The 13,316-nt window shown below is 43.2% G+C and carries 13 protein-coding genes and 1 pseudogene; 4 read left to right on the top strand and 10 right to left on the bottom strand.

Annotated features, from left to right (window positions below; genetic code table 11):
- Positions 1-193 precede the first annotated feature (193 nt).
- On the top strand, positions 194-1,000 hold the full coding sequence (locus F6K64_RS31195) for a sulfite exporter TauE/SafE family protein (RefSeq protein ID WP_008183340.1): 807 nt from the start codon (positions 194-196) through the stop codon (positions 998-1,000).
- A gap of 405 nt (positions 1,001-1,405) precedes the next feature.
- On the opposite strand, the gene F6K64_RS31190 is transcribed toward F6K64_RS31195, so the two are convergent.
- A complete protein-coding gene (locus F6K64_RS31190) occupies positions 1,406-2,284 on the bottom strand; it encodes a hypothetical protein (RefSeq protein ID WP_075873597.1) in 879 nt (292 codons plus the stop codon).
- A 913-nt stretch (positions 2,285-3,197) separates the two neighbouring features.
- Between F6K64_RS31190 and F6K64_RS31185 the strand changes: the two genes are divergently transcribed.
- The gene (locus F6K64_RS31185; RefSeq protein WP_131826915.1) at positions 3,198-3,398 is read left to right on the top strand and encodes a hypothetical protein; all 201 of its coding nucleotides are present in this window, start codon (positions 3,198-3,200) and stop codon (positions 3,396-3,398) included.
- Positions 3,399-3,726: 328 nt separating this feature from the next.
- Here the strand turns inward: F6K64_RS31185 and F6K64_RS31180 are convergent, their stop codons facing one another.
- The 3 genes from F6K64_RS31180 to F6K64_RS38535 form a co-directional block, all read right to left on the bottom strand.
- Positions 3,727-4,614 (bottom strand): hypothetical protein, encoded by an 888-nt coding sequence (locus F6K64_RS31180; protein ID WP_008183335.1) that lies wholly within the window; start codon positions 4,612-4,614, stop codon positions 3,727-3,729.
- A 147-nt stretch (positions 4,615-4,761) separates the two neighbouring features.
- Complete coding sequence (locus F6K64_RS31175; protein ID WP_131826914.1) at positions 4,762-5,457, bottom strand: hypothetical protein; 696 nt, start codon at positions 5,455-5,457, stop codon at positions 4,762-4,764.
- A gap of 430 nt (positions 5,458-5,887) precedes the next feature.
- Positions 5,888-6,127, bottom strand: a complete 240-nt coding sequence (locus tag F6K64_RS38535) for a ribbon-helix-helix protein, CopG family (protein WP_008183332.1) — start codon at positions 6,125-6,127, stop codon at positions 5,888-5,890.
- A 265-nt stretch (positions 6,128-6,392) separates the two neighbouring features.
- Between F6K64_RS38535 and F6K64_RS31170 the strand changes: the two genes are divergently transcribed.
- Entirely contained in the window at positions 6,393-6,623 is a 231-nt protein-coding gene (locus tag F6K64_RS31170; RefSeq protein WP_044492889.1) for a hypothetical protein, read from the top strand.
- A gap of 349 nt (positions 6,624-6,972) precedes the next feature.
- Positions 6,973-7,173 (top strand): annotated as a pseudogene (locus tag F6K64_RS31165) (deoxyribodipyrimidine photo-lyase); the annotation flags it as partial.
- A 276-nt stretch (positions 7,174-7,449) separates the two neighbouring features.
- On the opposite strand, the gene F6K64_RS31160 reads toward F6K64_RS31165, so the two are convergent.
- The 6 genes from F6K64_RS31160 to F6K64_RS31135 all read right to left on the bottom strand — a co-directional run bounded on the left by F6K64_RS31160 (position 7,450) and on the right by F6K64_RS31135 (position 12,884).
- On the bottom strand, positions 7,450-7,797 hold the full coding sequence (locus F6K64_RS31160; protein ID WP_044492888.1) for a DUF1815 family protein: 348 nt from the start codon (positions 7,795-7,797) through the stop codon (positions 7,450-7,452).
- Positions 7,798-8,120: 323 nt separating this feature from the next.
- Positions 8,121-8,333 (bottom strand): DUF2839 domain-containing protein, encoded by a 213-nt coding sequence (locus tag F6K64_RS31155; protein ID WP_008183321.1) that lies wholly within the window; start codon positions 8,331-8,333, stop codon positions 8,121-8,123.
- 282 nt (positions 8,334-8,615) lie between these two features.
- A complete protein-coding gene (purF, locus tag F6K64_RS31150) occupies positions 8,616-10,103 on the bottom strand; it encodes an amidophosphoribosyltransferase (protein ID WP_008183318.1) in 1,488 nt (495 codons plus the stop codon).
- A 132-nt stretch (positions 10,104-10,235) separates the two neighbouring features.
- Complete coding sequence (locus tag F6K64_RS31145) at positions 10,236-11,432, bottom strand: beta-ketoacyl-ACP synthase (RefSeq protein WP_008183315.1); 1,197 nt, start codon at positions 11,430-11,432, stop codon at positions 10,236-10,238.
- 18 nt (positions 11,433-11,450) lie between these two features.
- Entirely contained in the window at positions 11,451-12,212 is a 762-nt protein-coding gene (locus F6K64_RS31140; protein WP_008183313.1) for a peptidylprolyl isomerase, read from the bottom strand.
- 105 nt (positions 12,213-12,317) lie between these two features.
- Positions 12,318-12,884, bottom strand: coding sequence for a photosystem I assembly protein Ycf4 (locus F6K64_RS31135; protein ID WP_008183311.1), 567 nt, complete (start codon positions 12,882-12,884; stop codon positions 12,318-12,320).
- Positions 12,885-13,316: the final 432 nt, after the last annotated feature.

Below are 13,316 nucleotides of genomic sequence, written 5' to 3'. Positions count from 1 at the left end.
GAATTAAATTCGCCAAGGTCAAGCGCACCTAAGGATACAAGCGCCTGAATTCATTTATATGGTATTTTTTAATTTTGAATGGTCGCGTTCGCGCAGCGTCGGCGAAAGCCGATAGCGATGTTTCAAGCCCCCGAATTAATTCGTGGGGTATTTTTTAATTTTGAATTGATAATTTTGAATTGGAGCGAAGGGCTTGACTCCTACCCATTTATTGATTTTTGCTGGTTCCGGTTTATTAGCAGGTATTCTTGCCGGATTTCTCGGCATTGGCGGCGGTGTAGTGCTCGTCCCCTTGTTAGTGGCATTAGGATATCAACCAGTTCAAGCGGCGGCTACCAGTAGTCTGTCGATTGTGATTACGGCTAGCTCTGGTACAGTGCAAAACTGGCGGATGGGCTACTTTGATCTAAAAAGTGTAATTGGCATCGGATTTCCGGCTCTAATCACAGCACAAATTGGTGCCTATCTAGCGGACCTGTTCCCTCCTTACTTGTTACTGGTAGCCTTTGGGATACTGCTATTGGTTACGATATATTTGATCCAACTACGCAAACAGCTTAAGTCTAGAGCGCAACAGGAATCTCAAAGAGCACCAAACAACACACCTTCTTCAAACTCTTCCACCAAAGCTACTGTAGCAAGGATAGCGACAGGTGCTTTGGCTGGCTTATTAGCTGGTCTATTTGGTATTGGTGGGGGAACAATTATGGTTCCACTCCAAATGTTGCTCCTAGGAGAACCGATTAAAACTGCGATTCAGACAAGTCTAGGGGTAATCGTGATTACAGCAGTTTCAGCCTCTGTAGGACATGCCTTACAGGGAAATGTCTTATGGATTGAGGGACTGCTGCTGGGCATAGGAGGCTTTTTGGGAGCGCAAATTAGTACTCGCTTTTTGCCAAAGTTACCAGACCAAGTGGTGAGCAATGGATTTCGCACGCTGTTGTTTTCCCTATCAATTTATATTTTTTGGCAGGCATGGCAGAGTTACGGTGCTTGAAAGTCTGTATCTATTTAATTAGACTTCGCCGCAGTGGTGAGCAATAGGGAACTTCGGACAAGGGAATAGAACTATAAATATAGCAGTCGCCAGGGCAGTTAGGACATGACAAAAGTCTCACACCCTTTGTAAGCGATGCAGCGCGGTCTTGGGGGTTTCCCCCATGAGCGACTGCATCAAGAAGCGCAAGAGTTTGACTTCTGACAAATGACTTCTGACAAATGACTTCTGCTATACATATCAGAATCAGACATCACTTTAGCAAGAGCAGGACTTACGCAAAACTGGGCATTAAATGCGCTTATGTAGTAGGGTGCTTTATTAACGCACCCTACAGATAAAGTCACTGCCTAAGTCCTGTTATAGTTTGTCAATAACCAACAACGTTTGTGTCGGAACTCAGCTTTAGGTGAAACCGCCAGCCCAGATATATCGCCCCGGCTGGACTCGTTTCCAGCCTTTAGATTCACATCCTTTAGTTAAGGTGTTACTAATGGATTTACGGGCTACATTTTTCTTCTTAGGATCCAAACCATTAGGATAAAGCACGTCCAAAACATCTGCGGCACTCATGATCTGTGGATAGTGTTCTCTTAACACAGAAGCCACGAGCTCATATAAGGTCATATACTTTAATTGCTCTAACTTAGGTAGCGGAGAAGGCCGACGAACTTTGCTCTTGGCAGGCTTTCTCTGAGGTTTATTGGTAGCAACTAAATCGGGAAAATCTTCAAGAGAAAAGGTGTAGCAACCTGGAGAGTCAGGGATAGAGTCCCATAACCCCTGGCTCTCTCCTTTCAACAAAATGGATTTGACCAGAGAAGTTTTCGAGGCAATATCGTCTTTATCCAACTCTCCAAACAGCTCCCTGATCAGGTAATCAACTCGGAAGATCGTACCCCTGTGGGTTTCCAGGAGTCGGTCAATGGCTTCTGTAATCCTCTGCTCCTGGTAATCGAGTTGTTGTTTGAGTGCTAATGCTGACTCCTCTAATTCAGTTTCAGTGGAGAAGTCTGCGGGCAATTCAGCTACTGGCGTGGTGAGGTAGTATTTTTCCTGCTGGTTGTGGTTGCTATTTCCAGGAGGCAGGAACTTGTTGGAGTTGTTTTCTGGTAGAGCTAATGCATTTGTATTTAGCAAAGCTTTAGCATGGTTAAGCTGTTCTCTTGCAACTGTGGCAGCTTGTTCATGATACTCCACCATTTGTCGGTAGTAATCAACCAAATCTGCTAACATGTTTTGACTTTGCGATGGTAGCGATGGCTGTGATGGAACATAAGACATCTACTTTTTTCCCCCAGATTCGTTAGCGTGTTGATAGCGAAGACACTTTCTGGCTACTCCTTTGCAGCGATTTCCATACTTGGGACAACAGGTAGCATAAGTCTCCCTCTCTGCAGGGGTATTGCAGTAGTGGCAAATGAACTTGTAAACCCGTGTATGGATAGTACGCCTGTGGGCTCTTACTTTGTATTCTCGAACAAAAACTTGTTTACTGGGCATAATTGTTTATATACTTTACTCCTTAAACATTAACAATGGGTTCCTGATAAGTGAAAGGAAGCGAATTAACACTGCTTGTGTGTTCTTTTTTGAACTCTCCCTGGTGTCAAGGACGGGGGATTCTACGCAGAAGGGGATAGCGGATGAAACTAGAAGCCTCAACCATAATCTTCGATTTAGTTGTCGGTACTTCACATAACTCCCATAGCAACGGGAGTAGGAGTAGTACCTTTGACTCCAATTTGATCTAACATCCTCACACAATAACTGCAAGCTGTAAAATAGGGAACTCCCGCCAGATTCCTCTGGAAAAACGGCAGCTGATGGCATCGATTCTGATTGCCTCTGTAACCCAATGCTCACAACACTCCGCTCACAACACTCCATCGGGGCTACTCACATCTGTCCATACCAAGTCATTTCCCCTAAGTAGAAGGTCATGGTCGATAAGCTAAATGCTCATCGGTGTCTAGTTTTTGACTATTCCATATCTAATCTAGGTTTGACCTTAAGCCGTGTGCCATTCTCCCGCGTGTTAATTGAATTGTGTGATCAACAATTGCCTGTTTCGTCTCCATCGCCTTTTGTTTCACTTCCTCTGGCAGCTTCTCGCCAAATTTCCCTAAATATAGAATGTCTGGTTGCTCAAATCCCAGAGTATAGACTTTTTTTTCCTCCCTTTTGGTAATGGGTAATGAGTAATGGTCGTAGGATTACCGATTACCCCGAGCCAATCATCGGACAATCTGATGTGGCATCCCTTTTCAAGAAAGGGTATAGCGCTACGCGCAAGTCAGCAAGGTTCTTGGGTCAGAAGTCAAAGGTGCGCTTTCCGTTCTCCGTAGGAGACGCGGGGCGCGTTCGGCGAATTAAATTCGCCACGGGTCGCACCTAAAAGTAAGCGATTACTTACGTTTCGGAGTTATGGAATGTCAAACATCTTAATGGGTAGTGCTATATCAGAACCTGCCCAACCTCTGGCTGCCCCTTGCCTGTTCCCTCAGAGCATATAACCCTCTTCGGTTTCGCGTCCTACTGCACACCGGAGCCGCGCTTCGCGTCTATGGGTCGCAAGCGGTTTATCAAAAAATGGCTAAACTGTTAGGCATTAAAAATGCCTAACAGCTTACCATACTAGGATTCATATCCACGCTTAATGCTGATAGATTAATGCTTATTTTAAAGACTTTATTTTCGTCAATAACTCGGTTTTTATTATAGTTTTATTTGGCAGTTTTATCCCCGTAATTAATACTTTTTTTGTTTTGAATACATTTAGGGTTAGGGGAAAATAACCGCTCTAATTTGGTTTTCAATAATTGGTTAATTGCCTGGATACTTTTTGTGGTTTTATTTGCTTCTATTTTGGGATATTTAAGTTTATTTTTGTCGAGTTTGATTACCAATTCTAAAGCTTCTTGGTGTTGATTAATTTCTTCTACAACTATTTTTCGTTCCTGTTCAGCCTTTGTTGTTGCTGCTTGATTCTCTTCTCTTAACTTAAGTTGTTCATTATCCTTATACAAGGGGGTAGGGTTAATCCCATATACCATTAGGATTTGAAGATTTTTTCTGGCGGCCATGAATTTTTTGCTAGCGGCTACTATGCCTCTACTTAGACAAAGGGAAGCTGTGGAAAAAATTATGGCTACAACAAAAGCAATAACCGGTATTAACTGATCTACTGCTCCGGATTCGTTGCTGACTAATACGGCTTGGAAATTCAAAAATATATCTCCTAAGAGCACCAGCCAAATTATAGATAATCCATTAGTTAATGGTAAAGGTATCTTAATTTTTTTGCTAATAATTCCAGACCCATCTACTATGGAGGTTATGGGTAAAGCACCTGTTACCAATAAACTGAGTAAATTCTTAGTCTCAATTCCAAATATTTTATCACCCTTTGACAGAGCAAGTCTTTCCCCAAACGAGTAATCTAATAGAGCCAACTGTCCAAAACTAGAAATTATTAAAAGTGCTAACAATATCAAAATTATTAAGACTTGAAGTCTTTTTTCTCTGCGATACCAATCTTCAAGCTTTTCACGATCTTCCGGCTTTTCAATATAGTTTTCAGACTTGGTAGTTGCTGGTTCAAATTCAGTCATATCTCATCACATCAGTTGATTAAGTAGAGTAGTGTCTACTAGGGTCTGGTTAGTTTACTCTTTTCCGGTGAAGCATTTGGAGCCTATACCTTTGGTTTTACCTATAATTTGTCGTCCAAATCCCCAAACTCATACTAGTACTAAACGTTATAATTTTTTTAAATCCTCCGGTATTTCGCAATAGTTATACTCTGAACTAGGAGTATATTTTTTGAGGTATTCTCCATCCAGTATTGACTCAAAATAATTATTAAGATGTATTCCTCCAATATCATCTATCTGGTTTAATTCTTTTTGAATTTCATGTTTAACAGTTTTCCCATCACGAAATGCATTACTGGCTTGACTGCTTCTCCTCTCCTTTTGTCTTAATATTTCTTTTAAATTGGGATAATTTTTGAGTTTTAAATAATAAATTCCTTCAAATAAGTCCCAGGTGTAAACTTGAAGGTTAACATTGGTTTGAGCATCTTTGATTTCAAAGGGCAAAGAAACTATGAAAATAACACTTTTAATTTTAGGGTCACGAATTTGGAGATTTCTCTCCAGACTTAAATTTAAAACTTGTTGCTCATCTTCCCTAGACCATTTCCAAGCTAAGCAACTAGCTTTTTTATAAACCCATCCGTCCTTATGGTTATCAATACGTCTGATATAAAAACTTTTAGGTTGATGAGAAAATGTTAATAAGGTTACAATATTGGGAGTATATCTATGATTCAGTAAACTATTGGTATCTGGAATTTCTTGTATTGAGTTTACAGGAATTCTTAAGACAAGCTTTTGAGGTGAGCATTCTTGATTGCCAAAAATCTCGTTATAGATAGGCTCATTAGACTGCACACTTATACTTCGAGCTTCTTGAGTTTGAATGTGACAGGGACTAATTTGAGGGGTACAGGAGTGTAGCCCGATACTATTCAAGATAAGAGTGACAAGAATTCCTAGATAGCGGTGCGACCCCGGCGAGGTTCCCTCGCCATGGGAACGCGCACCAAGACATCGGAAGAGTTTATTCATGGAAAACTGTATCATGAAATGACTTGAAAGATGCTGTACGCTAGCACTTTCCAGTTGAGCGTTCATGCCTACAGGATTACCTAAGGAATCTTTTGCCGACCTGGGACGATCTATGATGGAAAGGATATGCGATCGCGTTAGATGCATCTCACTAATGATCTTCTAAGGTCACCGCAGACTTCCGGATTGTTGGCAAAATTAGCATTAAGTCGTTTGTGCAACTCCTCTAATAGCCGTTCGAGCTCCTTAATATCTACTTCCGCTTCTGCCGTGGGATTCCAACCTGATTGGATCTCTGAGTCAAAAATACCCTAGGTGCGCTCTTACCATTAAGAATTAAATTCCCTATAGGTGTGCGCCTCCAGCATTTGTGTCTGGCAACCAGACTAGGATTGTCTTGACTTCTAGCAAACTGCTCTACCAACTCGCTGCGACTGCTCTTCAACCTCTTGGCCAATTTGTCTAGTTTCTTAATGCTGCTTGGCGTTAGCATGTTTGTTAACTCGGATTTTATATTCTCCTTGTTTTGTCTGTGTGCTTCTCATTGCTTGGGCTCATCGCCTACACACCAAAGTTAGATCAGAAGCTTATTTTAAGCATAGACACTTGATAACTTAATGAACATAATTACACACATGTATTGGAATTAAGTCTGTGGAATTAAGTCTGTAAATCGCCCATCACTGTGTTGGATCAAGATGGGACTACAAAACTTTCTTTTCTTAGAATACAACAAGCAATTAATTAGGAGTGCATCAATGAGCTATAAAGATGAACTATTTCCTTGGCGCATCATCCGCCATCTGCCTAAATGCCAGGGAATCGTTGTCCCTCGCTTTCGCCGCCGAAATCAAGCAGAAGCCCATCTACAAGCACTGCGCTGCTTAATACCTGATGCTCGATTCACCCTCATGTTCGACATCACAGTAGATGACATTGTGCCAGCGATCGCTATGACAAAGCACCTATCTCAACCAAATCATCAATAAAACCAAATTCTTGGCTCTAATCACTGTTTTATTTCGCCGCATCAAAGCGCCTAAGAAGTTTCCCATTACTAAGCGCCAAATTGCCATACTTACCGACATTCCTGAATCATGGATTCTCAAAATCTAGCTCTGGTCTGATGTTCTGTTTGTCGATGGCCTTTAGGCCACGCTACGCGAACGCCGAGACACAGTAGAGCAATTGATCCGTAAGGGTGACGCTGGTAAAGTGGAAAAATGCACTACTAGCGCACAGCTACAGCAGTTGCAGCATGCCATCCAATCGGACTACAAAAATCTGCAACTTCAAAAAGCACCCCTAACCATCAGATGACATAAGGACTACGGCCTAATGGCATTTTCGTGCTTTCGTGGATCTTGGCAAAATCAAACAGAACCGACCTCAGCCACTGTGAATCAAAAACTTATCCTGATCTGGTATCGCAACGATTTACGGATCCATGACCATGAACCACTCTATCAAGCTGTCCAGGAAAAAGCTCAAATTATCCCCCTGTACTGCTTTGATGACAGACAATTTGGTACTACCTCTTAGCCGTCGGTCTTAACCTTTGGTAAAGCACTCTATGGGCTTTTGCTTTGGATGAAGTATTTCAAGTTGAGTGTTGAGAGTTAACAGTTAACCTTCAACACTCAATTAGCCAGCCACCAATTAGCCAGCCATCAATTTTTCCCTTTCGCTGTTGATGTTGATCAAAACACAGATGGACAGGATTATATGGATAAAACTGTGCTATCTATCTGTATTTAGGAATCTGTGTTTACCAATCCTGGTTGGATTCCTGTTTTGCCTTACTCAGTTCTAAGGTCACGGCACTGGTAACTTAAGGGCAGGGTGAGATTCTGAAGGACGAATTCGGTATTTAACCAGATTGGCGAGATCTTGTAGTTGACCAATTGCTTCAGCACCTTCCAACTTCATCAGCTCTCGGTCATCGCGCATTTCAGTCCAAGTGATCCCGTAATCTGAAACCAAAAATCGAATCAGGTGATTGTCCCCCAAGCTAACCATAAACGATGCGCTATTCATCTGCCCACCACAGGTGTAGCAGGAGGCTAAATAGCCTTGGTTTTCTAGTACAATTGCCAACGCCTGTAGATTCATTACTAAATCTCGGACAAATTGACGGTGCTCCTCTGCAAGTCGTATAAACACTTCTGTTCTCCAAACACCACTCCTAGATTTTAGAGCTTCTATTCTTTCTTAAAAATTTAATCTTCATGTTTCAAGATAAATCAGGATAAAATTGGGGGATTTTTCTAAGAAATAGACTCTTGTCAATCTTTTCCTTAATCTCTTGCCTTGTTCTATCCCAAAATTAACCTGTCGGTCAAGGCAAATTGGCTCCCTTGTCATAATTTTCATGAGTCAAGGGATATACATTAGTAGTTTCTATATGTTTATGGAAATTCTTTAACTAACCTAACTACCGGTTCAAGCACAACCGATAGTTCCGTGTTATTAGCGAGCCTTAGATGTTAATTTACTTGCCACCAACCAAATGCCGGTCCTATAAATCTCACCGTTAGCCAGAATACAATCATAAAGACAATACCAGCCCAAGCTCCCCTAGTCGTCCATTTAACAAACTGCTCACCCTGACTTTTAGTTATCGGGAGCCATGGAAATATGTTGGCTTCTTTCCCGTAGTCTTCTCCCAGTGCTGCTTTCCGGCGTTTTGCTTCACCCATAATCGTTTTTAATCACTCAGTGATAATAATAACCACTCAGTGATAATAATAACCTATGTATTGAACAATGGTGGGCATTAGCAGAGCTCGTGTAGAATTTCTTAACTTTAGGGGATGATCAGCCTTGGCAACCTCAATAAATTTACTAAGCCGCCAACAGTATCATCAAGGCTGCCCTTATCCCCCCAAAGATCGGGGGGCAGGAAAAAGGCAAAGGGATCGGGAGAATTTATTCACCCTGTTATGGGTGTGGTGCCACCTTTTACCTTTTTTCTTTTACCTTCAAACCTGTACCTCTTCCAGCATCAATTTAGAACGCTTGAGTTCTTCTGAAAGGGGAACAGGGTAATGACCTGTGAAACAAGCAGAGCAGAAACTCTTGGAGTCTTTCCTTGTGGCTAGCATCATTCCCTCCCAACTCAGATAAGCGAGGGAATCCACACCAATATAATTGGCTATTTCTGCTACTGACTTGGTGGCGGCAATCAGTTGCTCTTGGTTATCGGTGTCTATTCCAAAGAAGCAAGGATGAGTGACTGGGGGCGAGGAGACTCGCATATGTACTTCAGCTACACCTGCATCACGCAAAGCTTTGATAAGTTTGCTGCTGGTGTTTCCTCGAACAATGGAGTCATCTACTAGTACCACTCGTTTACCAACTAAGACATCTTTGAGGGGATTAAGTTTCATTCGGATGCCAGTTTCTCGCATACTCTGAGTGGGTTGGATAAAGGTGCGACCTACATAGCGATTTTTAATCAGTCCCTCTCCGTAAGGAATACCGGACTCTCGGGAAAAGCCGATAGCTGCCGGGACACCGGAATCGGGTACAGCAATCACCATGTCCGCATCTGGTGTTGACTCTTTTGCCAGCTGACGCCCTAGGCGTAACCGATAGCTAAACACAGTTTGATCATCCATGATGCTATCAGGGCGAGCAAAGTAAATCATCTCAAAGATACAAACTTTGCGCTCTGGCTTTTGACTCCAGTCGAAGGAAGCAATGCCTTCGTCATTAATCCAGACTAATTCTCCCGGTTCCACATCCCGCAGATAGTCAGCACCGATAATATCTAAACCACAGGTTTCTGATGCCAGGACGTAGCCCCCAGAATTGCCACCTAAGGTGCCAATCACTAGAGGGCGAATGCCATTGGGGTCACGAACACCCATTAATCCATCCGGTGTGCCAATCACTAAACTAAACGCTCCTTGGCAAGATTGAAAGGCACTCATTGCTGCCTCCAACCACCCTTTGCCATGGTTAACCTCTGCAGCGATCCCTAGGGCGATTAGTTCTGAATCGGTAGTGGTCATCAAGTTAGAGTTATGCTTGAGTAAATCATCACGTAATTGGATAGTGTTGACCAAGTTACCGTTATGAGCCAAAGCCAACGGTCCTAAGGGAGTTTCCACCACGGCTGGTTGAGCATTGGCGATATGGCTAGAACCAGTGGTAGAATAGCGGTTATGACCAACGGCAATCTGACCAGGTAGCTGATCCAAAATTTCTTCATTAAAGACCTGGGAGACTAGCCCCATATCTTTGTAGACATGGAGCTGCTTGTCATCAAAGGTAGCAATCCCTGATGATTCCTGACCTCGGTGCTGTAGGGCAAATAGACCAAAGTAAGTCAGCTTAGCGACATCTTGCTCTGGTGCATAGATACCAAAGACTCCGCAAGCTTCCTCTGGCTTGTCCAAGTGCTGGGGATAGTCATCCTTGGACTGATCACAATATTGGTCAGAGGAAAGGGATTGGTTGGACATCATAACTATTATGGGTTGCTCCTAATTGCGGCATGAAGTCGATTTAACCTAAATCCCAAGGGGATTGGTTTTGTATATTTAATTAAACTTAATGTTTCCTTAACGATATCACCTATACGATATTATTGTGGGTTAATGTCGGCAATTCCTGGGTATTCCTAAAGCGGTTACTGCATTTTGCCCCCCGAAACCAAAGCTAAAACATAGTGCCTGCCTGACTTGGCACTGACGCGCTATAGTTACGAAATCCAAATCCCATTCCGGTTCCCTCAACCCAATACAAGGGGGTAAGGTTTGGTGTTTTAAAGCGATTAGACACAAAGCAGTACCAATGGCTCCAGAAGCACCAAGAGTGTGACCGGTGGCTCCTTTGGTAGAACTGATTGCCACCCCTTGGGGAAATAGCTGCTGAATCAGCTCCGCTTCATTCTGGTCATTAAGTTTGGTTCCGGTACCGTGGGTATGGATATAATCAATATTTTTAGGAAATAGGTGGCTGCGGTCTAGACATTGTTTGATAGCTGCGATCGCACTCTGTCGATTTGGGTTAGGTTTACTGACATGATAAGCGTCCGAGGTTAAGCCAAACCCCAGTAATTTTCCATAGATAGGGGCGGCTCGACGACGAGCCAAATCCTCTGACTCCAATACCAAGACAGAACCTCCCTCTGCCAACACCAAGCCTTGACGTTGCTTGTCAAAGGGGTAAGCACCAGTTTTTGCTAGAGCCCCCATTTTAGTAAATCCGGCTAGGGTTAGAGGAGTAATTGGTGCTTCTACAGCACCAGCAATGACTCGTTGGCATTGACCAGTTTGAATCAATTCAAATCCTTGAGCGATCGCCCAAATTCCTGTTGCACAAGCTGCCATTGGTGCTAGGACTGGCCCAAAGGAACCGATGTAATGGGCAGCAGCAATAGCTGGTTGATGGGGTAGAGTATCTAACCAATGCTCTAGAGTTAAGGTCTCATTTAAGATATCGAATCGCTTATACTCTGGTTCGGTGTCGAGTTTGCTCTGACTAGTCATCTGTTCCTGGGCTAGTTGCTCCCAAGCCGCCTGACAGCTACGACTGGAACCAATCACCACACCACAATCCTTGAGAGGGATGGTTAATTTAGCATCTTCAAGAGCATCTGCTACAACCTGGTAGGTCAGCTGTTCAATAGAAGCTGGTGTCTTACCAATCATAGCCAACGGTAGAGGTGATAAATTGGCGAAGGGTTGATACCAGCTAATAGCTGACTCACCGTTTAGCAAATGCTGCCAACTGGGTTTGAGGTTGCCTAAAGCAGATACTAATCCAATCCCAGTAACGCATACCTGCACGGATTCGTTGAAAGATCGTTATTCTTTATCTTCAGCTTTCTTCAGGTTTTCGATGCCTTGAATGACCTTGACTGATTCAATGCGATCGCCTTGCTGAATTTTGTTTACCACATCCATACCTTTAGTGACATAGCCAAATACAGCATAGTCCCCATCCAAGAAAGGCAGTTCTGCTAGGGCAAAGTAAAACTGTGAAGAGGCTGAGTCTGGCATTTGGGAACGAGCCATGGCAACAGCACCACGAGTATGAGTCAACTGAGGATCACTATTAATTCCGGCTACCTTAAAGGTTTTTCTGTATATCGGTTCCTCTGCCCCCTTCGGCTTAATTTCTAGTGGGATGTAGCGAGTTTCCTTCGTTTGTGGATCTATGAACCCCCCTGTGCCCAGAAGCTCTACTGGGAATTTTGGATTTTTTCCTTGGGGATCACCACCTTGGACAACAAATGGTTGAGGTTCCCTTACCACTCGGTGAAACACTAGTCCGTCATAAACACCCTTTTGAACCAGATCCACAAAGTTGCCAGCTGTAATCGGGGCATTGGTTCCATCCACTTCAATAGTAATCGGTGAGCCTTTTACCCTCAGCTCAACAGTAGCTTTGTTGTCTAGTCGGGGTAAATTGCTGAATTGGGGATTGCTGGTGGTTTCAGCAGGAGTAGGGTTGTTTTGGGGAGTTGATGATTCCGTTGAGTTTGCCATTGGGTTGCTGCATCCTGCTATTACCAGACCTAACACTACTAAAATCACCGATAGCCAGCGCCGGATATTTATTCTCATTATCTTGTTAACTTTCTAGGTTTCTGTAGCCTATACTACTGAATTATTTAAGAAGCTTTATTTAAGCAGGAAGCAACTTGATGGGGGAGTGTGCCACCTAGGAATTTACAACCCTTCCAAGGGAACTCCTAAGAAACGAGCCAGCTCTGCTCCCTGATTTTCTAATTCCGAAAGGGAGATGGGTTGACCGACACGAGTCAGAGGAACTTCCCGACGATCCTTAGTGCGCACGTAGAGGACTCGGCGTGGATTTAGACCCTCTTTGATGTCTACTCGAATCGACTGGACATCTTCTGTACGGCAACTGAATTCGACTTCACGGTTTTTACCGGGAAAGCCAGACCGCACTACTCTGACCATACCTGTTTCTTGGTTAAATTCATTGTAGCCTCCGCCGATATCCCAATAAATGGTTAGCCATAGGTAGAGAGATAGCAACAGCGCAGCAACGCCATAGAAACCCATTGCTACTCCCTGAGGGATAAAAATTAGGTTGGTTGCATCTCCAATCGGGAGTAGATCCATGTTGAGATAACTCGAAAGCCCTGCCAGGAAAAAGCCTATACCTCCTATAGATACAGCTCCTGCCACTAAATAGTTGCTCAAACGGCGAGAGCCAAGAACCGATTGTCGAAGTACCAGGTTTTCCAGTTGGTTGGTGGATGCTGCCATGAGAAGATGTGGTTGCCTCTATGAAATCTGACTTGACAATAGTGCTGAGGACCGAGAGTAAATCAGTAAGTTATGGATACTCCAGCGAGCTCATCTAGAACTTGTATCACATTTTTGACCAAGACAGGGAAATTATGTAACTTTTGACACCAAATCTCAAAAAAATCTGAGGAGTATGTGTAATTTTGTAAAATTTTTGGTATTTATTATTATTGTATGTAACGTTTGTAACCCAACTCTCCTTATGGGAGAATCAAGTCAAGGGTTTAACTGCGTGATAGTTTAAGAAACATTAAGTGACCACAGCCTAACCTGATAGCCTGTGGGATCCCGTTAAAAGACCATCCTGTAAGAGGAAAGTGACTCTTGCCTCACTGAAATCTAAGGGAAATCCACCTCTAAAAGGGTGGAAGTGTCGCTAAAAAGACGTAA

It is taken from the genome of Moorena sp. SIO3A2, from assembly GCF_010672265.1.
In the GTDB taxonomy this organism is placed as follows: Bacteria; Cyanobacteriota; Cyanobacteriia; order Cyanobacteriales; family Coleofasciculaceae; genus Moorena; species Moorena producens.
The sequence above is the reverse complement of the archived record's forward strand: the minus strand, read 5'-3'. Positions and strand labels throughout refer to the sequence as shown.